This window comes from Reyranella sp., assembly GCF_017305915.1.
Taxonomy (GTDB): domain Bacteria; phylum Pseudomonadota; class Alphaproteobacteria; order Reyranellales; family Reyranellaceae; genus Reyranella.
The window spans coordinates 1-22,610 of record NZ_JAFKJN010000048.1 but is presented as its reverse complement, the minus strand read 5'-3'; the positions used below and the strand labels follow the sequence as shown (position 1 = coordinate 22,610).

General features: G+C 68.0%; 25 protein-coding genes and 1 pseudogene. 13 read left to right on the top strand and 13 right to left on the bottom strand.

Annotated elements, in window-relative coordinates:
• The first annotated feature begins 50 nt into the window (after positions 1–50).
• Both J0J01_RS31980 and J0J01_RS31975 read left to right on the top strand, forming a co-directional pair.
• Entirely contained in the window at positions 51–587 is a 537-nt protein-coding gene (locus J0J01_RS31980; protein WP_296387691.1) for a hypothetical protein, read from the top strand.
• Between the two features lie 74 nt (positions 588–661).
• On the top strand, positions 662–1,357 hold the full coding sequence (locus J0J01_RS31975; RefSeq protein ID WP_296387690.1) for a hemerythrin domain-containing protein: 696 nt from the start codon (positions 662–664) through the stop codon (positions 1,355–1,357).
• A 63-nt stretch (positions 1,358–1,420) separates the two neighbouring features.
• Here J0J01_RS31975 and J0J01_RS31970 read toward each other — a convergent pair whose 3' ends face one another.
• The 5 genes from J0J01_RS31970 to J0J01_RS31950 all read right to left on the bottom strand — a co-directional run bounded on the left by J0J01_RS31970 (position 1,421) and on the right by J0J01_RS31950 (position 7,226).
• Positions 1,421–2,392: a dipeptide ABC transporter ATP-binding protein gene (locus J0J01_RS31970; RefSeq protein WP_296387689.1), complete on the bottom strand. Its 972-nt coding sequence runs from the start codon at positions 2,390–2,392 to the stop codon at positions 1,421–1,423.
• Between the two features lie 10 nt (positions 2,393–2,402).
• Positions 2,403–3,371: an ABC transporter ATP-binding protein gene (locus J0J01_RS31965; protein ID WP_296387688.1), complete on the bottom strand. Its 969-nt coding sequence runs from the start codon at positions 3,369–3,371 to the stop codon at positions 2,403–2,405.
• Positions 3,371–4,333 carry an ABC transporter permease gene (locus J0J01_RS31960; protein WP_296387687.1) on the bottom strand — a complete coding sequence of 321 codons (963 nt, stop codon included), beginning with the start codon at positions 4,331–4,333 and terminating at the stop codon, positions 3,371–3,373. Before J0J01_RS31960 ends, J0J01_RS31965 begins: the two co-directional genes overlap by 1 nt.
• Positions 4,299–5,261 carry an ABC transporter permease gene (locus tag J0J01_RS31955; protein WP_296387686.1) on the bottom strand — a complete coding sequence of 321 codons (963 nt, stop codon included), beginning with the start codon at positions 5,259–5,261 and terminating at the stop codon, positions 4,299–4,301. The genes J0J01_RS31960 and J0J01_RS31955 overlap by 35 nt, the downstream gene beginning before the upstream one ends.
• 171 nt (positions 5,262–5,432) lie before the next feature.
• Positions 5,433–7,226 carry a peptide ABC transporter substrate-binding protein gene (locus J0J01_RS31950; RefSeq protein WP_296387685.1) on the bottom strand — a complete coding sequence of 598 codons (1,794 nt, stop codon included), beginning with the start codon at positions 7,224–7,226 and terminating at the stop codon, positions 5,433–5,435.
• A gap of 131 nt (positions 7,227–7,357) precedes the next feature.
• On the opposite strand from J0J01_RS31950, the gene J0J01_RS31945 reads away from it, so the two are divergent.
• The 7 genes from J0J01_RS31945 to J0J01_RS31915 all read left to right on the top strand — a co-directional run bounded on the left by J0J01_RS31945 (position 7,358) and on the right by J0J01_RS31915 (position 13,397).
• Positions 7,358–7,675 (top strand): multidrug efflux SMR transporter, encoded by a 318-nt coding sequence (locus tag J0J01_RS31945; protein ID WP_296387684.1) that lies wholly within the window; start codon positions 7,358–7,360, stop codon positions 7,673–7,675.
• Positions 7,676–7,709: 34 nt separating this feature from the next.
• Entirely contained in the window at positions 7,710–8,456 is a 747-nt protein-coding gene (locus J0J01_RS31940) for a glucose 1-dehydrogenase (protein ID WP_296387683.1), read from the top strand.
• A 148-nt stretch (positions 8,457–8,604) separates the two neighbouring features.
• Positions 8,605–8,991 carry a DUF2946 family protein gene (locus tag J0J01_RS31935; protein ID WP_296387682.1) on the top strand — a complete coding sequence of 129 codons (387 nt, stop codon included), beginning with the start codon at positions 8,605–8,607 and terminating at the stop codon, positions 8,989–8,991.
• 63 nt (positions 8,992–9,054) lie between these two features.
• Positions 9,055–11,199 (top strand): TonB-dependent receptor, encoded by a 2,145-nt coding sequence (locus J0J01_RS31930; RefSeq protein ID WP_296387681.1) that lies wholly within the window; start codon positions 9,055–9,057, stop codon positions 11,197–11,199.
• Between the two features lie 23 nt (positions 11,200–11,222).
• Positions 11,223–12,398 (top strand): exo-alpha-sialidase, encoded by a 1,176-nt coding sequence (locus J0J01_RS31925; protein WP_296387680.1) that lies wholly within the window; start codon positions 11,223–11,225, stop codon positions 12,396–12,398.
• On the top strand, positions 12,395–12,901 hold the full coding sequence (locus J0J01_RS31920; protein WP_296387679.1) for a TlpA family protein disulfide reductase: 507 nt from the start codon (positions 12,395–12,397) through the stop codon (positions 12,899–12,901). Before J0J01_RS31925 ends, J0J01_RS31920 begins: the two co-directional genes overlap by 4 nt.
• A 16-nt stretch (positions 12,902–12,917) precedes the next feature.
• Positions 12,918–13,397: a copper chaperone PCu(A)C gene (locus J0J01_RS31915; RefSeq protein ID WP_296387678.1), complete on the top strand. Its 480-nt coding sequence runs from the start codon at positions 12,918–12,920 to the stop codon at positions 13,395–13,397.
• Between the two features lie 22 nt (positions 13,398–13,419).
• Here the strand turns inward: J0J01_RS31915 and J0J01_RS31910 are convergent, their stop codons facing one another.
• From J0J01_RS31910 to J0J01_RS31890, 5 genes are all read right to left on the bottom strand, one after another.
• On the bottom strand, positions 13,420–13,809 hold the full coding sequence (locus tag J0J01_RS31910) for an MAPEG family protein (protein ID WP_296387677.1): 390 nt from the start codon (positions 13,807–13,809) through the stop codon (positions 13,420–13,422).
• Between the two features lie 20 nt (positions 13,810–13,829).
• Positions 13,830–14,468: a uracil phosphoribosyltransferase gene (gene upp, locus J0J01_RS31905; protein WP_296387676.1), complete on the bottom strand. Its 639-nt coding sequence runs from the start codon at positions 14,466–14,468 to the stop codon at positions 13,830–13,832.
• Positions 14,469–14,565: 97 nt separating this feature from the next.
• Positions 14,566–15,747: a URC4/urg3 family protein gene (locus J0J01_RS31900; protein WP_296387675.1), complete on the bottom strand. Its 1,182-nt coding sequence runs from the start codon at positions 15,745–15,747 to the stop codon at positions 14,566–14,568.
• The gene (locus J0J01_RS31895) at positions 15,744–16,979 is read right to left on the bottom strand and encodes a GTP cyclohydrolase II (protein WP_296387674.1); all 1,236 of its coding nucleotides are present in this window, start codon (positions 16,977–16,979) and stop codon (positions 15,744–15,746) included. The genes J0J01_RS31900 and J0J01_RS31895 overlap by 4 nt, the downstream gene beginning before the upstream one ends.
• Positions 16,980–17,076: 97 nt before the next feature.
• On the bottom strand, positions 17,077–18,357 hold the full coding sequence (locus J0J01_RS31890) for an amidohydrolase family protein (RefSeq protein ID WP_296387673.1): 1,281 nt from the start codon (positions 18,355–18,357) through the stop codon (positions 17,077–17,079).
• A gap of 71 nt (positions 18,358–18,428) precedes the next feature.
• Here J0J01_RS31890 and J0J01_RS31885 point away from each other — a divergent pair, with 71 nt between their 5' ends.
• The 3 genes from J0J01_RS31885 to J0J01_RS31875 are packed head-to-tail and all read left to right on the top strand — an operon-like array spanning position 18,429 to position 20,037.
• Positions 18,429–18,851, top strand: a complete 423-nt coding sequence (locus J0J01_RS31885; protein ID WP_296387672.1) for a cupin domain-containing protein — start codon at positions 18,429–18,431, stop codon at positions 18,849–18,851.
• 2 nt (positions 18,852–18,853) lie between these two features.
• Entirely contained in the window at positions 18,854–19,291 is a 438-nt protein-coding gene (locus J0J01_RS31880; RefSeq protein WP_296387671.1) for a hypothetical protein, read from the top strand.
• Positions 19,292–19,296: 5 nt separating this feature from the next.
• On the top strand, positions 19,297–20,037 hold the full coding sequence (locus J0J01_RS31875; protein ID WP_296387670.1) for a substrate-binding domain-containing protein: 741 nt from the start codon (positions 19,297–19,299) through the stop codon (positions 20,035–20,037).
• Between the two features lie 6 nt (positions 20,038–20,043).
• Here J0J01_RS31875 and J0J01_RS31870 read toward each other — a convergent pair whose 3' ends face one another.
• On the bottom strand, positions 20,044–20,331 hold the full coding sequence (locus tag J0J01_RS31870) for a hypothetical protein (protein ID WP_296387669.1): 288 nt from the start codon (positions 20,329–20,331) through the stop codon (positions 20,044–20,046).
• Positions 20,332–20,427: 96 nt separating this feature from the next.
• Positions 20,428–21,723, bottom strand: a complete 1,296-nt coding sequence (locus tag J0J01_RS31865) for a CapA family protein (protein ID WP_296387668.1) — start codon at positions 21,721–21,723, stop codon at positions 20,428–20,430.
• 44 nt (positions 21,724–21,767) lie between these two features.
• Here J0J01_RS31865 and J0J01_RS31860 point away from each other — a divergent pair, with 44 nt between their 5' ends.
• Positions 21,768–22,427, top strand: coding sequence for a DUF1028 domain-containing protein (locus tag J0J01_RS31860; RefSeq protein ID WP_296387667.1), 660 nt, complete (start codon positions 21,768–21,770; stop codon positions 22,425–22,427).
• Positions 22,428–22,498: 71 nt separating this feature from the next.
• Here the strand turns inward: J0J01_RS31860 and J0J01_RS31855 are convergent.
• Positions 22,499–22,610 (bottom strand): annotated as a pseudogene (locus J0J01_RS31855) (IS110 family transposase); the annotation flags it as partial.

Here is a 22,610-nt window from a genome sequence, read left to right as displayed (position 1 = left end):
CGGGCACCATCCTTCGCCAAACTGTCTAGAAAGTGGTATGGACCGCAACCATGCCTTTCAGTCGCCTTGCCATGGCGGCCGCTGCCGCACTTCTCGTCTCGCCTGTCGCGCACGCCCTCGACGGTTCATGGATCTCGGATCCGGCCACGGGCTGCAAGGCCTGGGCCGATACCGAAAAGCCCGAAGGCGTCACCTTCAAATGGACCACAGGATGTCGCGACGGCTACGCCAGCGGCACCGGTACGCTGAACTACTCCGTGCGGGGCAGACCTGCCGGCTGGTACTCCGGCCCGCTGGTGGCGGGCAAGGCAGAAGGCCGCGGCATCCGCAGCTACCCCGACGGCGTGCGCTACGAGGGCGATTGGCGCGACGGCCGGCGCGCCGGCCAGGGCGTCCAGAAATGGCCGGACGGCTTCCGCTACGAAGGCGGCTGGAAGGACGACAAGGCGAGCGGCTCCGGCACGCTGATCGACCCCACCGGCGCTGGGTGGACCGGCACCTGGCTGAGCGGCTGCCTGCGCCGAACGCCCGGCCAATTGCGGCCCCCGATCGGCGTCGGCGCCAACGACTGCCCACGCGGCTACTGACGAACCGACGCAACCGCCGCGCCCATTCGCCGTTTCTTCTCCGAGAACGCGACCCCAGCCGGGAGAACGTGGCGATGGATGTTACCCTTGGCACACGGCGCCGCCGGCTGATCGGAACGGCCGGTGCGCTGCTGCTCGCGACGCCCGCCCTGGCGCAGCAAGCCAACCCGACCAAGACCAAGGCAACCGAAGGCGGCATCACCGCGACCGAGCGACTGATGCGCGACAGCGGCCTGCTGCTGCGCATCCTGGCGATCTACGACGCCGGCGGCCGGCGGCTGGGTGGCGGCGAGGACATCGAGCCCACGATCTTCACCCAGGCTGCCGAGACGATGCGCGACTTCGTGCACGGCTACCACGAGAAGCAGCAGGACGAGTACGTCTTCGCGCGCTTCAAGAAGTCCGGCCGCATGGTCGAGCTGATCGACGTGCTGCAGGCCCAGCATGCGGCGGGCCGCAAGCTCACCGACCGCATCCTCGAGCTGGCGCCCAGGAGCGCCACCAAGAACGAGCGGCAGGCGATGATCGAGGCGATGCAGGCGTCGAGCGTGCTCTACCGGCCGCACGTCGCGCGCGAGCTGACCGACGTGTGGCCAGCGCTGCGCACGCTGCTGACGCCCAACGAGTTCGACGAGCTCGGCACGATCCTGGAGAAGGACGAGGTCGAGAAGCTCGGCAAGGACAGCTTCGACAAGATGGCCAAGAAGGTCGAGGCGCTCGAGAAGCGCATCGGCATCAACGATATCTCTCAGTTCACCCCGAAGTCATAGGACCGCGGGCTTCCAGCCCGCTCATGAGCGCGCAGGATGCGCGCGGTCCAATGATGCCCTCTCCTATCCCCGGTAGTGGCACGCCACCCAGTGTCCTGGCCTCTTTTCCAACAGCTCAGGGTCGCGCTGCGAGCAGTCGGGCTTGGCGATCGGGCAGCGCGTGTGGAAGTGGCAGCCCGAGGGTGGGCGGATCGGGTTGGGCACGTCGCCCTGCAGCATGATGCGCTGGCGTTTCACCGTCGGGTCGGGGATCGGCACCGCCGACAGCAGCGCCTCGGTGTAGGGATGCAACGGCGTGTCGTAGAGCTCGCGCGACGGCGCGATCTCGACCACCCGGCCGAGATACATCACCGCGACGCGGTCGGAGATGTGCTCGACCACCGACAGGTCGTGGGCGATGAAGAGATAGGTCAGCCCGAACTTGTCCTGCAGGTCCTCGAGCAGGTTGATCACCTGCGCCTGGATCGAGACGTCGAGCGCCGACACCGGCTCGTCGCAGATCACCAGCTTGGGCTCGACCGCGAGCGCCCGGGCGATGCCGATGCGCTGGCGCTGGCCGCCCGAGAACTCGTGCGGGAAGCGGCCGAGATGATCGGGCTGCAGCCCGACCGTCTCCAGGAGCTCGACCACCCGCTCCTCCAGCGCCCTGCGCGACTTGGCGAGCCCGTGGATCTGCAGCGCCTCGCCGATGATCGCGCCGACCGTCAGCCGCGGGTTCAGCGACGCGTACGGGTCCTGGAAGATGATCTGCATGTCGCGGCGCATGGCGCGCAGCGCGTCGGTGTTCATGCGCGTGACGTCGGAGCCCTGGAACCAGACCTCGCCGGCGCTGGGCTCGATCAGGCGCAGGATGCAGCGGCCGGTGGTCGACTTGCCGCAGCCCGATTCGCCGACCAGGCCCAGCGTCTCGCCCTTGCCGATGTCGAAGCTGACGCCGTCGACGGCATGCACGCGATCGACCTCGCGCTTCAGGATGCCGCCCGAGACGGCGAAGTGCTTCTTGAGCTTCTTTACGGACAGCAGGGCGTCGGTCATGGCACGCCCATCACAGCACACATGCGACGCGATGGCCGGGCCCGACTTCCTTGAGAGGCGGCTCGCGCGAGCAGATGTCCATCGCGTACTTGCAGCGCGCCGCGAAGCGGCAGCCGGCCGGCGGGTTCATCAGGCTGGGCACCGTCCCGGGAATCGCCTCCAGCCGTTCCTTCTGCGCGGCGGCGCGGTCGACGCGCGGGATCGAGCGGATCAGGCCCTGGGTGTAGGGATGCCGCGGGTTGCCGAACAGCGCCTCGACCGGCGCCTCCTCGACCACCTTGCCGGCATACATCACGACGACGCGCTGGCAGGTCTCGGCGACCACCCCCATGGCGTGGGTGATCAGCGTGATCGACATGCCGAGCTTGTCCTTCATCTCCTGCATCAGCTCGAGGATCTGCGCCTGGATGGTGACGTCGAGCGCGGTCGTCGGCTCGTCGGCGATCAGGAGCTTGGGCTTGCAGGACAGCGCCATGGCGATCATCACGCGCTGGCGCATGCCGCCGGAGAACTGGTGCGGATAGTCGTGCACCCGCTTCTGCGGGTTGGGGATGTTGACCAGCCGCAGCATCTCGACCGCGCCCTGGATCGACTGCCTCTTGGACAGGTTCTGGTGCTGGTGCAGTACCTCGGCGATCTGGTACCCGACCGTGTAGACCGGGTTGAGCGAGGTCATCGGCTCCTGGAAGACGATGGCGATCTCGCGGGCGCGGATCTTGTCCATCTCCTCAGGGCTGAGCGGGATCAGGTCGCGGCCCTGCCACAGGATCTGGCCGGCCTCGAAGCGGCCGGGCGGCATGTCGATCAGCTTGAGCACCGAGCGGGCGGTCACCGTCTTGCCGCAGCCCGATTCGCCGACCACGCCCAGTGTCTCGCCGCGATCGATATGCAGGCTGACGCCGTCGACGGCGCGAACCATGCCGTCGTCGGTCTTGAACCAGGTCTTGAGCCCGCGGATGTCGAGAAGCGTATCGGCCATCACAGCACGCGCCGCGGATCGAGCGCGTCGCGCAGGCCGTCGCCGATGAAATTGATGGTAAGCACGGTGAGGAAGATGGCGGCCCCCGAGAACAGCGCCCAGTGCGGCGCGATGTCGATCGTATCCTTGGCATCGAACAGCACGCGGCCCCAGGTCGGGATGTCGGGCGGGAAGCCCAGCCCGAGGAAGGACAGCGTCGATTCGGCGATGATTGCCGCCGCGACGTCGATCGTGCCGGCGACGATCACCGGCCCCAGCGCGTTGGGCAGGATGTGGCGCACGACCTGGCGGACCGGCGAGGCGCCGAGCGCGCGGGCGGCCTCGATGAACTCCTTCTCGCGGATCGACAGGATCTGGGCGCGCACCAGGCGGGCGACCTGCATCCAGCGCAGGCCGCCGATCACTGCCACGACCATGATGAACACGCCGCCCTCCGGCCCGAACACGCTCTTCAGGCTGTCGCGGAACAGGTAGATGATCAGCAGCAGCAGCGGTAGCTGCGGCAGCGACAGGAAGAGGTCGGCCAGCCACATCAGCACCGCCTCGACGTAGCCGCGCGACATGCCGGCGATGGCGCCGATCAGCACGCCGACGACGCAGGCGACCATCATGGCCGCGAGCCCGACCGCCAGCGAGATGCGGCCGCCATAGAGCAGGCGCGCCAGCACGTCCTGGCCGAGGTCGTCGGTGCCGAGCGGATGGGTCCACGACGGCCCCTGGAGCTTGGCCGCGAAGTCGATCTCGTTGATCGGCACCTGCCAGACCAGCGGCCCCAGCAGCACGGCGGCCAGGATGATGGCCAGGATCACCGTGCTCATCATCGCCAGCCGATGCTTGCGGAAGCGCCGCCACGCCTCGCGGCCCGGCGAGAAGCGCGCCTGCTTGCGCGGCGCGGCCGCTACCGCAGCGCCGGCGCCGGCCGGCCGCTCAGCGGTAAGAGATGCGGGGGTCGAGCCAGCCATAGAGGATATCGGCAATGAAGTTGAAGAAGACGACGAGGCAGGACAGCACGAAGGTCACGGCCATGACCACCGGGGTGTCGTTGGACAGCATGGCGGAGATCAGCAGCGAGCCGATGCCGGGAACGCGGAAGATCTGCTCGGTGACCAGCGCGCCGCCGAAGATCACCGGCATCTGCAGCGCGACCAGCGTGACCACCGGGATCAGCGCCGTGCGCACGATGTGGCGGGCGATCACGGAGCGCTCGCCGATGCCCTTGGAGCGGGCGGTGGTGACGTAGTCGAGCCGCACCACGTCGAGCACCGCGGAGCGCACGTAGCGCACCAGCGAGGCGCCCTGGAACAGGCCGAGCACGGCGATCGGCATGATCGACTGCTTGAACTGCTCCCAGTACCACTGCCAGCCGGCGCCGCTGATGTCGGTGCGATAAACCATCGGCAGCCAGTCGAGCTGAACGCTGAACACCAGGATCAGCAGCAGGCCGGTGAAGAAGGTCGGCAGCGAGAAGCCGACGAAGGCCAGCGTGTTGGCGATCTGGTCGAAGATCGAATAGGGCCGCGTGCCGGCCAGCACGCCGACCGGCAGCGCCACCACGATGGCGAGCAGCTGGGCCGCGCCGATCACGACCAGGGTGGTCGGCAGCCGCTGCAGGATCAGCGTCTCGACGTTGATGCGGCTGGCGAAGGAGAAGCCCCAGTCGCCGTGCAGCATGGCGATCAGCCAGTGGTAGTAGCGGGTCCACACCGGGTCATCGAGCCCGAACTTGGCGCGCAGCGCCGCCGCCACTTCCGGCGGGATGGCTGGGTTGGCCGCCAGCTCGCTGAAGGGGTCGCCCGGCGCCAGCGCCAGCACGGTGAACAGCACCACGCTGATTCCGAAGATGCTCGGGATCATCAGCAGGATGCGGCGGATGACGTATTGACGACTCATTAGGCGCTCCGCGCCAGCGGAGTGGCTGGCGGCATGTAGCGCTGCAGCGAACGCAGTGAGCGAAGCGCGGGCGCCGCACGGTGCAGAACAAATCCCGTTGCTGAGGCACCGGAAGAGCGCCACTGGAGTGGCGCTCTCCCAGCCATGAGCTTCATGCTCACGCTGCCCCCGTCACGCGTCCTTGAACCAGTCCTGGATGTCCCAGGTGTTGTTGTCCCAGCCGCTCATGTTGGCGTGCAGCTTGTTGGCCATCGCCTGCACGGCGTGGCGCGCGATCACCGGGATCACGACCTGGTTGGCGATCACCAGGTCGTTGGCCTTGATGAAGATCGCGGCGCGCTTGACCGGGTCGAGCTCGGCCTGGCCGGCCTTGAAGTTGTCGTCGTACTCCTTGCTCGACCAGCGGGTGATGTTGCGGCCCTGCCACTTGTTGGCCTTGGTCGCCTGCTCCTCGCTGAGGAACTGCTTCATGAACAGCTCGGGATCGGGCTGCGTCATGGTCACCGTGTACATCTGCAGGTCGCAGTAGAACTTGGTATAGGTGTCGGGGTTGGCGACGTCGGACGAGAAGAACACCGACGCCGTGACCGCCTTGACCTCGATGTCGATGCCGGCCTTCTGGCAGGCCTGCTTGACGATCGCCTGGGTCTTCTGGCGCGGCTGGTTGATCGAGGTCTGGTAGACGAACTTCAGCTTCTTGCCGTCCTTCTCGCGGATGCCGTCGGCGCCCTTCTTCCAGCCGGCCTTGTCGAGGATCTCGTTCGCCTTGTCGACGTTGAACTCGTACTTGGTGTTCTTCGAGCGGAACTTCTCCGGATTGTTGACGAAGTTCGCGGTGGCGTTGCCGGTGCGGCCGTAGATGTATTTCTCGACCGAATCCTTGTCGACCAGCACGCTGAGCGCCTGGCGCACCTCGGGGAACTGCAGCGTCGGATGCTTGGTGCCGAGCTTGGAGCGTTCGCCGTCGGCATCAGGGGTCCACGGGTCGGTGGTGTTGAGCTGGATGTGCTCCATGTTGCCGCCGGGCGAGATCGAGACCCTGCCCTTGCCGCCCTTCTCCAGGCGCTGGAGGATCTCGTCCTCGACCTGCAGGTTCCAGGCGAAGTCGTACTCGCCGGTCTGCAATACGGCGCGCGCCGCCGACACGGCGTCGCCGCCGCCCTTCATCTCGAAGCTGTCGAAGTACGGCTTGTTGGCGTCGTGGTAGTTGGGGTTGATCACGCCGGTGACCATGTCGCCCGGCTTGAAGTCCTTGAACATGTAAGGCCCGGTGCCGACCGGCTTGAGGTTGGTCGGCGCGTCGCGCGACTTGGCGCCCATGTAGTCGGCGAACAGGTGCTTGGGAATGATCATGCCCTGCGCGCCGACGAAGGCGAGCGCCCAGAACGGCGTCGGCGCGTCGAACAGCACCTTGACCGTGTAGTCGTCGACCTTCTCGACCTTGACGTCCTTGTAGGTGGCGCTGGTGGTCGCCGCCGCCGCCGGATCGCGGGCATATTCCCAATTGAAGAGCACGTCGTCGGCGGTGAACGGCTTGCCGTCGTGCCACTTCACGTTCTTCTTGACCTTCCAGGTCACCGACTTGCCGTCGGCGGCCAAAGTGCCGTCCTCGCGGCCGGGAATCGATTCGGCCAGCACCGGCTTGAGATTGCCGTTGGCATCCCAGCCGGCCAGCGGCTCGTAGAAGAAGCGCGAGCCGTCCTGGTCCTTGGTGCCGACCGCGAAGTGCGGATTGAGCAGGGTCGCGCCCTGCCACCACAGCACCTTCAGATGTCCGCCGCCGCCGCGCTTGGTCGGCTTGTAGGTCGACGGCGACTGCGCCATCGCCACACCGGAGATGGCCAGCAGCTGCGTCGCCATCGGCGCCGTCAGCCCCACCGCCATCATGCGCCGCACGAAGCCGCGCCGGGACAGGCGTCCGGTCTTGACGTGGGCGATCAAACCCCGCAATTCACGCTCGTTCATAGCAGTACCCCTATCTTGGCCATCCCACGGACGCTCTCGCTATCTTGCAAGATGCGTGCAATCCTGTGATCTGAACAGGCTGGCCGGCCTCCGTCAACGACGCCCCGCCTGAAACCGGGGGGGTCGAGAACATGGCTTGGCTGTATCTTGTCGTCGCAGGGCTGTTCGAAATCGGCTGGCCGCTCGGCCTGAAGAAGGGTTGGACGCCGGACGGCGTCCAGGTCTGGTGGCTTCTCTTCGCGGTCGCCAGCATGGCGGTCAGCGGCGCGCTGCTCATGCTGGCACAGCGGGCCATCCCGATGGGCACCGCCTACGCCGTCTGGACCGGCATCGGCGCGGTCGGCGCCTTCGTCACCGGCCTGCTGCTGTTCGGCGATCCCGCATCGGCCATGCGCGTCGTCTCGATCCTGCTGATCGTTGCCGGCATCGTCGGCTTGAGGCTGGCCTGAGAGCGAAGCGAACAACGGAGGAACGCCAATGCGCATGAAGGACAAGGTCGCGCTGATCACCGGCGCCGCGAGCGGCATGGGCGCGGCGACCGCACGAATGTTCGGCCGCGAGGGCGCGACAGTCTTCGTTGCCGATCTCCTCGACCGGGAGGGCGCCGAGGTCGTCGACGGCATCAAGAAGGCGCAAGGCAAGGCCCACTATCTCCATCTCGACGTCACCGACGAGGCCGGCTGGCAGGCGACCGTCGCCGAGATCGAGAAGAGCGCCGGCGGCCTCGATGTGCTGGTCAACAACGCCGGCATCTCGGGCTCGGCCGAGCAGGATCTCTACGACACCGCCGCCTGGAACCGGCTGATGGGCATCAACGCCACCGGCGTCTTCCTCGGCATGAAGCACGGCATCGCGGCCATGAAGAAGCGCGGCAAGGGCTCGGTGATCAACCTGTCGTCGGTCTCCGGCATCGTCGGCCAGGGCTACATCCATGTCGGCTACAACGCCTCGAAGGGCGCGGTGCGCCTGCTCACCAAGGCGGGTGCGGCGCAGCATGGCCGCGACAACATCCGCGTCAATTCGGTCCATCCCGGCCTGATGCCGCCGATGCGGACCTCGGGCCGCACCGCCGATCCGGCGACGCGCGCCAAGACGCTGAAGGGTGTGCCGCTCGGCCGCGCCGGCGAGGTCGACGAGGTGGCGTCCGCCATCCTGTTCCTCGCGTCGGACGAATCCTCCTACGTCACCGGCGCCGAGCTGGTGGTCGACGGGGGCTGGACGGCGGTCTGACCGGCGGTCTCAGGGATTAGGCGCTGCAGCGCATCGCGGTCGTCGTTCCGCCGGCGGACTGGCTGAACGGCAGCACCTGCGACTCCAGGCCCCGACCGTTCGCCAGGAAACAGTGGAGGCCGATGCTGCGGCCGACTATGCTCGCGCCATGAGAGGTCGCGGCCACCAATCGCAGTGGCGCGCCATGGCGTTCGCCTTGGCGCTGTTCGCGATCACGCTCAATTTCCTGCAGCCGCTGGCGCATGCCGCGCTGATGCGCGACGGCGCGCCGTCCACCGTGTGGTCGATGTTCTGCAAATCGGCGCCGGACGAGCGCGACAGCCAGCCCGGCTCGGCGCCTGCCTCGACCGTCGATCACGAATGCTGCCTGGGCCTTGCCCATGCGCCGGCGCTCCTGGCGCCGTCATCGGCCTTCGTTCTCCTGCTGGCCAGCGCGCCGGCTCTGCCGCCGTCGCTGCCGGTCGATCAGACCGGCTCCGCCGGCATCCGCGACGGCCCGCAGCAACCCCGCGGCCCTCCGTCTCTCCTCGTCTGACACCCGCAACGCGACGCGCTTCGGCGCGCCGCTGTCGTTTGTCTTCCGAGGGGAGAGTTCATCTTGCGTTTCTCACTGCACGCGGCGACGAGTGCCGCCTTCCTGGGCCTTGCGCTCATCCCGGTCCTGGCGCGCGCCCAGACCGAAACGCCGCAAATGCCGGCCGTGACCGTCACGGCGGGCCGCGGCACCGACATCGAGAAGCTCGACGTCAGCACCACGGTCATCACGCGCGAGCAGATCCAGGTCATGCCGCAGACCAGCCTGGACCAGATCGTCAACCGCATTCCCGGCGTCTGGTCGCCGACCATCCCGACCGGCCAGCTCCATCCGACCGGCCAGCCCTTCAACATCCGCGGCTTCGGGTCGAGCACCACGATCAACACCCTGGTCATGGTCGACGGCGTGCCGATCAACGACCCGTACTTCCGGACGGTCGATTGGAGCCAGGTCTCGAAGGCCTCGATCGAGCGCATCGAGGTGATCCGCGGCGGCGGCGCCACCAGCCTGTGGGGCAACATGGCGATGGGTGGCGTGGTCAACATCATCACCCGCGAGCCGTCGCGCACCGGCGTCGCTCTCGACGCCAACTACGGCAGCTACAACACCTTCAACGGCGAAGGCTACGGCAGCATGATCTTCAACGACAAGCTGAAGGCCGGCCTGAGCTACGCCCATTCGCAGAGCAGCGGCTACAACCTCACGCCGGCGCAATACCAGAACGCCAATCTCGTGCCGACCGCGTCGTGGGTCGACAACGTCACCTTCTCCGCCTACCTGACGCCCGGAGAGTCGACCAAGCTGTTCGTCAAGGGCTACTACCATCAGGCCTCGGAGAGCGGGCTGACGTGGCAGATGGCCAACAATCAGTGGTCGACCTACCGCCTGCTGGCGGGCGGCAGCCACAAACTCGACGAGACGTCGTCGATCAACTTCAGCGCCTGGGCCGCGGGCGGCACCTTCGGCACGACCAACGCCAGCAGCGGCAGCTACAGCCTGAACAACATCAACGCGCTCAACCAGTTCGTCAGCCAGCGCGAGACCGCGCCGAACAACAACCAGGGCGGCTCGATCTTCTACCAGCTCGAGGCCGGCCCGCTGAAGGACATCAAGATCGGCGTCGACGCGCGCCGCATCCAGATCACCGACAACCTCAACCTCTATGCCAGCGCCACCGCCAACCCGACGACGTTCGTCGCGCGCGGTGAGCACCGGCTCGAGGGCGTCTTCGGGCAAGGCACCTACGCGTTCAAGGCCATTCCGCTCGATGTCACGGTCGGCCTGCGCGGCGACTTTTACCAAGCGATGAACGCCAGCTTCTTCAATCAGAATGCCGGGGCGATCAACCCCATTGCCGATTCGGCCTATTCGAGCTTCGACCCACGCATCGGACTGAAGTTCTACGCCACCGACCAGCTGACGCTGCGCGGCGCGGCCTACCGCAACTTCTCGGCGCCGGGCATGAACCAGATGTACCGGAGCTTCGCCGCCGGCACGAGCTTCACCACCACCAACCCGAACCTGCAGCCGATGACCAACTTCGGCCAGGAGGTCGGCTTCGACTTCAACTGGAAAAAGGTCTCGCTGTCGGCGACCTGGTTCAACAACAACCTCGACAACTTCATCGACTTCGTGTCGATCTGCACCGCCAATGCGGCGTGCGCCGCGCCGTTCGCGACGGCAGCCGGCCTGACCGGCATCACCAGCGTCAACCAGTACATCAATGTCGGCAACGCGCGGTTCACCGGCTTCGAGGTGATCGCAAGCTGGCAGCCGCTGCCGGAGCTGCGGCTCAGCGGCGGCTTCACCCAGACCACCGCCTACCTGACCAGCACCACCATGCCCAACCTGCTGCGCACCGGCGTCCAGCTCGGCCAAGTGCCGAACTGGATGCTGACGGCCGCAGCGGAATGGCGGCCGATTGCCGACCTGTCGATCAACATCAGCCTCAAGTCGTTCCCGGCCTACTGGAACAACACCGGTCACACGCAGTTGAACGACGCCGCGACCTTGATCGACCTGGCGATGACCTATTCCTTCAACAAGTCGATCGATATCTACGGTGCCATCCAGAACCTGACGAACGCGCAGTACTTGGCAGCGGGCTACTCGACGACCAGTTTCGAGGGGCCGTTCGTCAACCCCACCGCCATCCCGGCGCTCGGGATGCCGCTGACCGCCGCCGTCGGTATGCGCGCCCGGTTTTGAGCGCCATGATGAAGGAAATCACCATGCGTCTCACCCTCTCCACCCTCGCCTTCGTCGTGCTGGCCGGCGCCGCGGCCGCCCAGCATCAGCACCATGGCGATGCGAAGGACGCCTTCACCGCCACACCGGCCTTCGCGCCGGACGGCACGCTCTGGGTCGCGCGCGGCATGGCGGACCGCGTGCTGGTCGCGAAGTCCACTGACCTCGGCAAGACCTTCTCGGCGCCGGTGTCGGTCACAGCCGATCCGATCAGCATCGATTGGGGGCCCGATTCTCGGCCACAGCTCGCGCTCGACAGGACGGGCGCGCTGGTCGTCACCTACGCGATCTTCCAGGACAAGCGTTTCAACGGGCGCGTCTACGCGACGCGCTCGACCGATGGCGGCGCAAGCTTCGCGCCGCCCGTCCCGGTCACGCCGGAGTCGACGAGCCAGCGCTTCCAGACCGTCGGCGTCGATCCCGACGGGCGCGTCTTCGCCGCCTGGCTCGACAAGCGTAACGCCGCCGCGACGATCGCCGCCGGAAAGCCCTATCCCGGGGCGGCGCTGGCCTATGCGTGGGCGGACGAGCGCGGCGGCTTCTCCGATACCAAGCTCGCCTTCGACAACACCTGCGAATGCTGTCGCCTCGGCCTCGCTTTTGCCGGGCCGGGGCGACCCGCCATCATCTTCCGCAATGTCTTCGCGGGATCGGTGCGCGATCACGCCGTCGTCACCTTCGCCAACCCGACGACCCCCGGCCCCTTGCGTCGCGTCAGCGTCGACGACTGGAAGATCGAGGCCTGCCCGCACCATGGGCCGAGCCTCGCGATCGCGCCCGACGGCTCGTACCACGCGGCCTGGTTCACCGGCGGCGCGGCGCGGCAGGGACTGTTCTATGCCCGTGCCGACAATGCCGATGCGCCGTTCGGCGCGCCGCGCGCCCTGTCCGCGCCTGACCGCCAGCCCGCGCGGCCCTACGTGCTCGCCACGGCCAATGCCGTCCACCTGGTGTGGAAGGAGTTCGACGGCGAGAAGGCGCTGGTCCGCTGGGAGGTCAGCCAGGACGGCGGCCGCCACTGGAGCGAGCCGCGCACCGTCGCCGAGACGGCCGATGCCTCCGATCATCCCCTGCTGATCGCCCGCGGCGCGCAGGTCTTCCTGTCCTGGCTGACCAAGAACGAGGGCTACCGCCTCATCGCCATCGGAGAATCGACATGAGACGCTCCATCGTCATCGTCCTCGCGCTGATCACGCTCGGCCTGTCGGCCGTCGCCATCCTGCGCGCGGCGCATGCCGATCCGATGCCGTTCGAGCGCGGCAGCTGGAGCAAGCTCGCCGCCCGGCATGCCGGCCAGCCCACGATCATCCACTTCTGGGGCGTGACCTGCGCCCCCTGCCTCGTCGAGATGCCGCATTGGGGCAAGTTGATGGCCGAGCGGCCGGACATGCGCCTGGTGCTGGTCGCCGCCGATCCGCTGCCGCAGCCTGTCGAGCAGGTGAACGGCGCGCTACAGCGGGCCGGCCTCGACAGGGCCGAGAACTGGGCCTTCGCCGACCGCTTCAACGAGCGGCTGCGCTATGAGATCGATCCGGGCTGGAGCGGTGAGCTGCCCCGCACCGTTCTGGTCGCCGCGGACGGCAACCGCACCGTGCTGCCGGGGGTTGCCGATCTGTCGACGGTGCGCAAATGGCTGGACGCCCAGCCGCGCGTCCACAACTAGAGCAAGGAGGTTTGTTTTGTCCCGTCGTTTCCGTCTTCTGTCCCTGCTGGCGCTGCTGCTCGTCGCCGCGCCGGCGATCGCCCACGACTACAAGCTCGGCGCCCTGCAGATCGGCAATCCCTGGGCGCGCGCCACGCCGCCGACCGCGCCTTCGGGCGGCGGCTTCCTCAGCATCACCAATACCGGCACGACGCCGGACCGGCTGGTCTCCGCCAAGAGCCCGGCGGCGGACATGGTCCAGGTCCATGAGATGAAGATGGACGGTAACGTCATGCGCATGCGCGAGATCGAGAAGGGCCTCGAGATCGCCCCCGGCGCGACGGTGACTCTGGCGCCGGGCGGCCTGCACCTGATGATGATGGGGCTGAAGGCACCCTTCAAACAGGGCGAGAAGGTGCCGGTGACCCTGACCTTCGAGAAGGCCGGCAAGATCGATGTCGAGCTGGTGGTCGTGCCGATCGGGGCGACGCCCGGTCAGCACGAGCACAAGCAGTGATGCCGGTCGGCCGAGATGCAGGTCAGGCGAACAGCGGCCAGGCGACCATGACCATGCCGATCACCGACACGAACCAGGCCAGCGTACGCAGCCAGGGAACGCCGAGCAGGTAGATCACCGCGTAGATCAGCCGCGCCCAGAAGAAGATCAGGGCGCCCATCGCGGTCGTGGCGTTGGTCTTCTGGGCGACGACGGCGATCAGCACCAGCGCCGAGAACAGCGCCATGTTCTCGAGCATGTTGAGATGTGCGCGCTTGGCGCGGCCGGCGAAGCCGGTGTAGGTCGGCATGTCGTCGCGATTGCCGGCCAGCGTCGTCAGGCCAACCACCTGGTTGGCCGCTGCCGCCGCGATCAGCACCTGGACGAAGGTAAGCAACACCGAAAACAAGAGATACTTGAGCTCTGGACCCATGGTCGATCTCCCCTTTTGGGCTACTTGGTGCCGAAGAGACGATCTCCCGCATCACCAAGGCCGGGGACAATATACCCGTGGTCGTTGAGCTTGGCATCGACGGCGGCTGTGAATACCGGCACATCTGGATGCACTTCTGCGAAGGCGCGCGCGCCGGGCTCGGCGGCAAGGATGCAGATCACCTTGATGCGCTTGGCGCCGGTCTCCTTGAGGCGATCGACCGCGGCGATCGCAGAATGCGCGGTGGCCAGCATGGGATCGCACACGATCACGTCGCGGTCGCCGATGTCGCCGGGGATCTTGAAGTAGTACTCGACCGCCTGCAGCGTGCGCGGATCGCGGTAGAGGCCGACATGGCCCATGCGCGCCAGCGGCACGAGGTCGAGCACACCCTCGGCGAGCCCCAGCCCGGCGCGCAGGATGGGCACGATCACCAGCTTCTTGCCGTCGAGCAGCGGCGCTTCCATGGCCTCGATCGGCGTCTCGATGCGAGTCGTCATCAGCGGCAGGTCGCGCGTGGCGTCGTAGCCCAGCAGCAGGCCGATCTCGCGCAGCAGCCGGCGGAAGTTGGCGCTCGACGTCTCCTTGTCGCGCATCTTGGTCAGCTTGTGCTGCACCAGCGGGTGCGACGAGACGTGGATCGACGGCGGCAACGGCATGAGAAGGCTCCCCATTTGTCATCCCGAGGCCGAAGGCCGAGGGATCTTTAAGCCGCTGTAAGGATCCCTCGCTACGCTCGGGATGACAGCGGCCACGTCAGAACACTGTACCATCGCTTTCGACGGCAATCGGCGGCCCCCCACCCGGCCGGCGCTCGGCCGCCAGCACGCGGCCGGCGAACCAGGTACCGGCCTCCAGCACCTTGACCAGCGGCAGCCGCTGGTCATCGAGCCCGAGATGCAGCCGGACGTGCTCGGCGACCTGGTCGAGCAGCGCCACGGTGAGCGCCCGCCATTCGACGATCGCCGCGTCGCCCGCCTTGAAGGTATCGGTCAGCAGCCTCGACTGCTTGGGCCTGAGCGCCCCGGCATCGACCAGCAGGCCGCCGTTGCGGTACTCCGGCAGCCCGGTCAGCGCATCGAGCTCGACGACCCTGAGATCGGCGCTCTCGATCGGCTCGACCAGCGAGTAGGAGAGCCACTGCGACAGCTTGTGGAACGGCACCCAGCCGATCGCCGGATGCTGCCAGACGTCGCCCATCGGCGACGGCCAGATCGGCGACAGCTTGTCGAGCACCGCGGCGAAGATCGCCGCCGCCTTCACGGTGCCGCCGTCCTTCACCATCACGTCGAATAGTGCACCCGGACGATCGAGACCGACCCCGCCCAGCTTGCGCAGCAGGTCGACGCGACCTTCGAGGCCGACCAGCGGATTGTGCGCCTTCACCTGGAAGCCCATGGCGATGTCCATCGGCGTCAGCTTCGACAGCCGTTCGGCATCGACCCGCAACGGGTCGCCCTTGGGATCGCGGCTGAAGGCGCCATTCGCGAACATGTGGAAGCTCGCCACGCCGAGCCCCTCGGAGCGCGCGTAGGTCTCGCCGGTGTCGGGCTCGCGATAGGACCACGCCGCGCCCGCGCCGGCATCGAGCAGCACCGAGACGATCGCGAGGTCGATGCGGCGGCGCGCGATCTCGTCCTTCGGCTCGCCTGCAAGGCGTGGCGCCAGTGCGGCCCAGCGGTCGTGGCCGCCGGCCTCGAAGTGCCGCCAGCGCGAGTGGAACGGGATCGCCCCCGGATTGGCGAAGCGCTTGCGCGTGACGGCGAGCGTCGCCTGCACGGCCTCCTCCAGCCCGAGCGGATCGACCGTCCACCACGGCGATTGGCCGTCGACGACATGTTTCAGCATCTCGGCCGCCTTGGCGCGAATGGTGGCGGGAGAGCGGAGGTCACCCGCTCCCTGCCCTCCCCCTGAGGGGGAGGGTTGGGTGGGGGTCATTCCCTGAGCCCCCGGCCCTTGGCCTTCTCGAGCTCGGTCGCCTCGGGCTTGTTCGGCGTGAAGTAGCCGGCGGCCTTCTTGGCATCCATCTCGACCTGGGCGTCGGCCGGGATCAGCTCGTCGGGGATCGGCACCTGCTCGACGATGTCGATGCCCTGCTGGCGCAGCGCGTCGGACTTCATGTTGCTCATCGAGGCGAAGCGGTCGATGCGGGCGATACCCAGCCAATGGAACACGTCGGGCATCAGCTCCTGCAGGCGCATGTCCTGCACGCCGGCGACGCATTCGGTGCGGTTGAAGTACTGCGCCGCCGAATCGCCGCCGGGCTGGCGCTTGCGCGCGTTGTAGACCAGGAACTTGGTGACCTCGCCCAGCGCGCGGCCCTCCTTGCGATTGTAGATCACCACGCCGACGCCGCCCTGCTGCGCCATCTCGATGCAGATCTCGATGCCGTGCGCGAGATACGGGCGGCAGGTGCAGATGTCGGAGCCGAACACGTCGGAGCCGTTGCACTCGTCGTGGAGGCGGCAGGCGATCCTGGTCTCCGGCTTGCCGAGCTTCGACACGTCGCCGAAGAAATAGATCGTCGAGCCGCCGATCGGCGGCAGGAACAGCTCGAGGTCCGGCCGCGTCACCAGCTCGGTGTACATGCCGCCGGTCTGCTCGAACAGCGTGCGGCGGAGATCGACTTCCTTGACGCCGAAGCGCTCGGCGATGCCGGGCAGCCACCACACCGGCTCGATCGCGGCCTTGGTCACCTTGACGTCGCCCGAGCCGCTCAGGATGTCGTTGTCGGGCTTCAGCCGGCCGGCCGCCATCGCGTCGGCGATCTCCGGCATGTTCACGTGCGCCTTGGTGACGGCAATGGTCGGGCGGATGTCCCAGCCGGCGGCGAGCTTGTCGGCGAACACCTCGGCCACCATGTGGCCCCACGGATCGAGCGACACGATCTTCTTCGGGTCGAACCAGCTCTCGAACGGGCCGATCGGCTCGGCCGGCGAAGTGTCGGTCAAGTCGGGCCGGTGGCCGGGCTTCAGCTCCTGCGCCGCGATCGCCAGCGCGCGATAGATGCCGTAGCTGCCGGAATGCACGCCGATGGCGTTGCGCTTGCCCGGATCGGCGACGGTGCCCACCACCGGCCCCCGCTCGCGGGGATCGCGCGCGCCCCACTTCACCGCCGGAGCGGCCTGGCCGCCCTGCAGGGGATGGGTGTTCAGTCTGATGTGAGCCATGTGCTTTCCAGGGGCCAACGGGCGGGAAAGCGAGGCATCCTAGTCCCTGTGGATGAAATTTGGAAGACGAGCCGGCGTCGCAGGGTGCCTGCGGCAATCAGCTGCCGAGCGTGAAGTCCGTGCTCGCCGGCCGGCCGGCGAGGTGCAGGCGCGCCGTCTGCGGCGGGTTCTCGGCGATCACCGTGCCGCGGCGCACGACCTGCAGCCGCGCGGCGCGCAGCCGGATCGCCTCGATCGGATCGCGCGCCTGCAGGATGACGAAATCGGCGTTGCAGCCGGGCTCCAGCCCGTAGCCTTCGAGACCGAGCAGCCTGGCGCCATTGACCGTCACCGCATCGAAGGCGGCGCGCATGCCGGCCTGGCCGGTCATCTGCGCGACATGCAGCGCCATCGACGCGACCTCAAGCATGTCGCCCGAGCCCAGCGGATAGAACGGATCGACCATGCAGTCGTGGCCGAAGGCGACGGTGAGGCCGGCCGCCATCAGCTCCGGTACGCGCGTCAGCCCGCGCCGCTTGGGATAGGTATCCTGTCGGCCCTGCAGGGTGACGTTGATCAGCGGATTGGCGATCACGCCAAGCTCGGCCTCCGCCATCATCGGGATCAGCTTGCTGACATAGTAGTTGTCCATCGAATGCATCGAGGTGAGATGCGAGCCGGTCACCCGCCCCTGCAGGCCGCAGCGTATCGTCTCGGCCGCCAGCGCCTCGACATGGCGCGACATCGGATCGTCGGATTCGTCGCAATGCATGTCGACGCGCAGGCCGCGCCCGGCCGCCAGCGCGCAGAGCTGGCGGACCGCTTCGGCGCCGTCGGCCATGGTGCGCTCGAAATGCGGGATACCGCCCACCACATCGACGCCGCGACGCAGCGCCTCAGCCAGCAGCTCGGGCGTCTTGGGCGCGCGCAGATAGCCGTCCTGCGGGAAGGCGACGAGCTGCAGGTCGAGGTACGGCGCCACCTGGCGCTTGACGTCGAGCAGCACGTCGACCGCGACCAGGCGCGGATCGCCGATATCGACGTGGCTCCTGATCGCCAGCAGCCCGCGCCCGACCGCCCAGTCGCAATAGCCGAGCGCGCGCTTGGCGATGAGCTCCGCGGTCAGCGACGGCTTGCCCTCGCCCCAGATCTGGATGCCTTCGAGCAAGGTGCCGGACTCGTTGTGCCGCGGCACGCCGATGCTGAGCGCGGTATCCATGTGGAATTGCGGGTCGACGAAGGGCGGCGACACGAGATGGTCGCCGGCGTCGATCTCGGGACTGCCGGCCGGCAGCCCATGTTCGACGGCGGCGATCCGTCCGGCCTTGACGCCGATATCGAGACCGGAGCGGCCGTCGACCAGGCGGGCGTTGCGGACGACCAGATCGAAAGAGCACATGACCGCCACCTTGGCCCGAACCGACGGACGAGTCAGTATGGCGCCGACGGATATTCACCCCGGGAGGCTCCATGCCCGACCTGTTCCCGACCACCGAGGAAGCCGAGAAGGACAAGACGCTCGAGCTCGGCATCGTCAACCATCTCGGCCCCGATTCGTTCAAGCCCGACGGCCTGCGCCCGTTCTTCGAGTACCGCCGGCTCGGCCTCGAGCAGCTGACCAACGGCCGTGTCGGGGCACTCGTCGCCCGCGCCAAGCCCGGCACGCATGCCGACGCGCCGCGCCATACCCACACGCTCGACTTCCAGTTCATCTACGTGCTGAAGGGCTGGGCGATCTTTGACTACGAGGGCTACGGCGAGCACAAGCTGGTGGCCGGCTCGACCGTCTACCAGCCGCCGGGAATCAGGCACAAGGAGATCGCCCACTCCGACGACTTCGAGGTGCTCGAGATCACCATGCCCGCGGAGTTCGAGACCGCGACGTCGGAATAGCCATGCGCCTGCTGGCCGCGGTCCTGACACCGTTGCTGGGGCTCGCCGCGGCCATGACTGCCGTTGGGGCGGCCGAGCCCGTGCCGACGCCGAAGACGATCTTCTTCGCCACCGGCTCGACGCGCGGCACGGTGGGCGGCCACGTGATGCGCGGCGCTCGCCATCTCTATGCGCTCAACGCGTCGGCCGGCCAGATCATGACCGTGACCATCACCGCGCCCGACGACAACGCGGTGTTCCAGATCTACGAGCCCGGCGTGTCCGTCGCGCGCGACGCCGACGGCCTGCTGCAGTTCACCGGCACCGCGCTGGCCCATGCCAACGAAGGCGACGATGCCACGCGCTGGACCGGCCGGCTGCCGCACAGCGGCCCCTATCTGATCGTGGTCGGCAGCACGCGCGGCAACGCCCGCTACAGCATGGACGTCAAGATCGAGTGAGCGCCATGACCCTTTCAGTCTTCCTGCCGTTCGCGCTGGCGCTGGCGGCGATCGTCCCGGCGCACGCCGCCGACCTGCAGGTGATCGCCGGCGGCGGCATCGCCGGCGCTCTCAACCCGATCGCCGCCGAGTTCGAGAAGACGAGCGGCCACAAGGTCGCCATCCGCCACGGCACCACGCCCGAGCTGATCGCGATCGCCAAGAGCTCAATCTTCGATGCCGTGGTGCTGCCGCGCGAGTTCCTGAACGATGCCGAAGCGGCGGCAAAGCTCGCCGGCGCTACGGTCGACGTCGCCCGGGTCGGGCTGGGCGTCGCGGTGCGCGCCGGCGCGCCGAAGCCCGACATCGCCTCGCCCGAGGCGCTGAAGCAGGCGCTGCTCGAGGCGAAGTCGGTCGGCACGGTGCCGGCGAGCGCCGCCGGCGCTCAGGTGATGAAGCTGTTCGAGCGGTTGGGAGTCGAGGCGCCGGTGAAGGACAAGCTGCAGGCCGCGCTGGGACCGGCCAAGCTGGTCGAGGCGGTGGCGGCGGGCCAGGCCGAGCTCGGCCTGTTCCTGATCAACGTGCTGACGGCGCCCGGCCTCGACGTGGTCGGGCCGGTGCCGGCGTCACTCGATCAGCAGATCGTGTATACGACCGGCACCGCGCGCGATGCGGCCCAGGCGGAGCTCGCCCGGGCCTTCATCGCGTTCCTGCAGACGCCGGGGGCGAAGGCCTTGATCAAGTCGCGCGGCCTCACCCCGGCCTGAAGGCCGTTACCTCACCGCGTCGCAGAGGGTGCTGTCGGCCTTGGCGCTGCGCGCCGCGGTCAGGCACTCGGCCTTGGTCTTGTACTTCGTGACGTCGAAGGCGCCTTGCGCCTGCTGGGTCGTGCTGCTGCCGGCGCCCATGCTCGAGCCGCCACTCATCGAGCCGGAGCCGCCAGTGCTCGGGCTGGTCGTGCTCGGGCTGGTCGGGCTGGTGGTGGAGCCGGTTTGGGCATAGGCGGTGCCGATGGCCAACGTGCCGACGGCGAGCGCGACAGTCAGGATACGGGTCAACATGGGCTTTCTCCTTTCGGGTGGTGGGACTCGAAGGAGCAAGGAACATGACGCACCGATGGTGACAGCCATCGCAGGCATTGGAGCGTTTGCGTACTGTCAGAGCGCGACGCTCGCGCCCGCAACATCGATCGTCGTGCCGAACGGCTGTGACAGCGCGGCGAAGCGCTCGAGCACCGCGCGGCCCTCGTCCCTGTCGGCGAGCCGCGGGCGCCCGCGCCTGTGGCGCGGCTCCTTCCAGCCGAGGCTGATCGGCACCAGCTCGATCGCGCGCAGGTCGCGGCCTTCCCAGGTCAGCACCGGCACCACCGATTCCCAGTAGCGGCGGTCGGCAGGAAAGCCTGCCTGATCGTTGCGCATGCGCACCTGGTAGACCTGGCCCGGCTTCAGATCGGGATCGGCGCGGAACCGGTCGTAGCCGTCGGCCGGGATCTTCTGCACCAACTCGTTCTGGCCGATGAAGTTGCCCAGCGAGTAGAAGATCGGCTTGCCCTTGTAGAGCTCCAGCCCGCGCAGCAGATGCGGGCCGTGTCCGGCCACCATGTCGGCGCCCGCATCGATCATCTGCCGCGCGAAGACGGGAATGAACTCGGCCGGGATCTCCTTGCTCTCGGCCTGCTCGTGGGCGTGCAGGCTGACGACGACGAGGTCGGACAGCCCACGCGCCTCCTCGATCCAGCGCACCATCGCCGCGATGTCCTTGGCATTGGCCGAGGTGCGCACGGCGGCGCGATTAGCCGTCTTGAACTTGATGTCGCCGAGCGGGAACACCGACGGATCGGCCGGCGGGAAGGCGAAGCCCATCTTGATCTTGGCCTCGCGGTCGGCCTCGAGGCCGAGCTCGCCCGCGATCTCGCGCAGGCTCGCGAGCTGCGCCTCCGTCACCTCGTGCATCGTCTCGAAGTGCAGCGGATTGAGGCCCGGGCGGCCCGGCAGATCGGGCCGGGCCGCGGCCGCCTCCTGGCCCTTGGCGAAGGACGAGGCGCAGGAAAGCATCGCCACGGTGCCGGCGGGATGGGTGTGGTAGCAGGGCCGCCGCGCATCCTCGAGATGGCGACCGACGCCGGCGAAGGAAAGCCCGCGCTGCTCCATCGCCTCGATCGAATGCAGCAGGCCCGAGATCGAATAGTCGAGCGCATGGTTGGTCGCCGTCGCGAACAGCGAGAAGCCGGCTTCGACCAGCTCGTCGAGCACCCAGGCCGGCGCGCCGAAATGCGATCCGCCGGACTCGAGCGCCGGATCGCCGCGATAGTCGTTGGCCAGCACCTCGAGATTGGTGAAGGCGACATCGGCCGCACGCACCTTGTCGAACAAGGGCGCGAGCTCGGGATCGCTGACGCTTTGCAGCCGGCGCTGCAGGATGGAATCGCCGGTGAGGAGGATACGCAGGGTCATGGTCCGACTTTGCGTTTGTCGCGGAGAAAGTCAAACTGCGGGCCATGACCTTCTCGATCGCCGGCCGCTGCGCCCGCACCGGCATGCTGGGCGCCGTCGTCACCACCTCGGCGATGGCCGTGGGCAGCCGCTGCGCCTTCGCCGAGGCGGGCATCGGTGCGGCGCTGACGCAGCATCGCACCGATCCGCGGCTCGGGCCGATCATGCTCGACGGCTTGAAGCGCGGCGAAGCGCCCGAGGCGGTCCTGCGCGCGCTCGAGCAGAGCGATCCCGATCTCGGCTGGCGCCAGCTCGCGGCGATCGCGGCCGACGGCCGGGCAGCGTTCTTCAACGGCAGCCGGATCACCTCGATCGCCAAGGGCCGCGTCGGACGCGACTGCGTCGCCATCGGCAACATCCTGCGCACCCCCGACGTGGTCGACGCCATGGTCGAGAGCTTCGAGGCGAGCGAAGCCGAGCCGCTGGCCGAGCGGCTGGTGCGGGCCATCGAGGCCGGGCAGGCGGCCGGCGGCGAGCTGCGCCAGGTGAAGTCGGCCGGGCTGCTGGTGGTCCATCGCGAGCGCTTCCCCTATGTCGACCTGCGGGTCGATCTCAGCGCCCAGCCGCTCGTCGAGCTGCGCTTCCTGTGGGAGCTCTACCGGCCGGAGGTCGACGCCTACGTCGTGCGCGCGGTCGACCCCGACCAGGCGGCGACGCCGGCGTAGAGCGAAATTGGTATTGTGGAATCGCGCGAAGCAACCCTCCCCATTCATATGGGGAGCAACTGTCTTTTGGCCTAAGCGCCGGCAGGCTGCCAAGGGAGGTTGTGTCGGCTCATGGCGTTGAGGGTGACGATGAGCTTACGCATGACGGCGACGATGGCGACCTTGGGCTTCTTGCCGGCAGCG

What these genes read in the sequence shown, in the direction of transcription:
- J0J01_RS31910 (WP_296387677.1), bottom strand. Translation starts at nt 13,809, where the DNA reads ATGGGTCCAGAGCTCAAGTATCTCTTGTTTTCGGTGTTGCTTACCTTC.
- J0J01_RS31965 (WP_296387688.1), bottom strand. Translation starts at nt 3,371, where the DNA reads ATGGCCGATACGCTTCTCGACATCCGCGGGCTCAAGACCTGGTTCAAG.
- J0J01_RS31870 (WP_296387669.1), bottom strand. Translation starts at nt 20,331, where the DNA reads ATGTTGACCCGTATCCTGACTGTCGCGCTCGCCGTCGGCACGTTGGCC.
- J0J01_RS31860 (WP_296387667.1), top strand. Translation starts at nt 21,768, where the DNA reads ATGACCTTCTCGATCGCCGGCCGCTGCGCCCGCACCGGCATGCTGGGC.
- upp (WP_296387676.1), bottom strand. Translation starts at nt 14,468, where the DNA reads ATGCCGTTGCCGCCGTCGATCCACGTCTCGTCGCACCCGCTGGTGCAG.
- J0J01_RS31920 (WP_296387679.1), top strand. Translation starts at nt 12,395, where the DNA reads ATGAGACGCTCCATCGTCATCGTCCTCGCGCTGATCACGCTCGGCCTG.
- J0J01_RS31935 (WP_296387682.1), top strand. Translation starts at nt 8,605, where the DNA reads ATGAGAGGTCGCGGCCACCAATCGCAGTGGCGCGCCATGGCGTTCGCC.
- J0J01_RS31880 (WP_296387671.1), top strand. Translation starts at nt 18,854, where the DNA reads ATGCGCCTGCTGGCCGCGGTCCTGACACCGTTGCTGGGGCTCGCCGCG.
- J0J01_RS31950 (WP_296387685.1), bottom strand. Translation starts at nt 7,226, where the DNA reads ATGAACGAGCGTGAATTGCGGGGTTTGATCGCCCACGTCAAGACCGGA.
- J0J01_RS31865 (WP_296387668.1), bottom strand. Translation starts at nt 21,723, where the DNA reads ATGACCCTGCGTATCCTCCTCACCGGCGATTCCATCCTGCAGCGCCGG.
- J0J01_RS31975 (WP_296387690.1), top strand. Translation starts at nt 662, where the DNA reads ATGGATGTTACCCTTGGCACACGGCGCCGCCGGCTGATCGGAACGGCC.
- J0J01_RS31900 (WP_296387675.1), bottom strand. Translation starts at nt 15,747, where the DNA reads ATGACCCCCACCCAACCCTCCCCCTCAGGGGGAGGGCAGGGAGCGGGT.
- J0J01_RS31970 (WP_296387689.1), bottom strand. Translation starts at nt 2,392, where the DNA reads ATGACCGACGCCCTGCTGTCCGTAAAGAAGCTCAAGAAGCACTTCGCC.
- J0J01_RS31945 (WP_296387684.1), top strand. Translation starts at nt 7,358, where the DNA reads ATGGCTTGGCTGTATCTTGTCGTCGCAGGGCTGTTCGAAATCGGCTGG.
- J0J01_RS31925 (WP_296387680.1), top strand. Translation starts at nt 11,223, where the DNA reads ATGCGTCTCACCCTCTCCACCCTCGCCTTCGTCGTGCTGGCCGGCGCC.
- J0J01_RS31980 (WP_296387691.1), top strand. Translation starts at nt 51, where the DNA reads ATGCCTTTCAGTCGCCTTGCCATGGCGGCCGCTGCCGCACTTCTCGTC.
- J0J01_RS31890 (WP_296387673.1), bottom strand. Translation starts at nt 18,357, where the DNA reads ATGTGCTCTTTCGATCTGGTCGTCCGCAACGCCCGCCTGGTCGACGGC.
- J0J01_RS31940 (WP_296387683.1), top strand. Translation starts at nt 7,710, where the DNA reads ATGAAGGACAAGGTCGCGCTGATCACCGGCGCCGCGAGCGGCATGGGC.
- J0J01_RS31885 (WP_296387672.1), top strand. Translation starts at nt 18,429, where the DNA reads ATGCCCGACCTGTTCCCGACCACCGAGGAAGCCGAGAAGGACAAGACG.
- J0J01_RS31875 (WP_296387670.1), top strand. Translation starts at nt 19,297, where the DNA reads ATGACCCTTTCAGTCTTCCTGCCGTTCGCGCTGGCGCTGGCGGCGATC.
- J0J01_RS31955 (WP_296387686.1), bottom strand. Translation starts at nt 5,261, where the DNA reads ATGAGTCGTCAATACGTCATCCGCCGCATCCTGCTGATGATCCCGAGC.
- J0J01_RS31960 (WP_296387687.1), bottom strand. Translation starts at nt 4,333, where the DNA reads ATGGCTGGCTCGACCCCCGCATCTCTTACCGCTGAGCGGCCGGCCGGC.
- J0J01_RS31895 (WP_296387674.1), bottom strand. Translation starts at nt 16,979, where the DNA reads ATGGCTCACATCAGACTGAACACCCATCCCCTGCAGGGCGGCCAGGCC.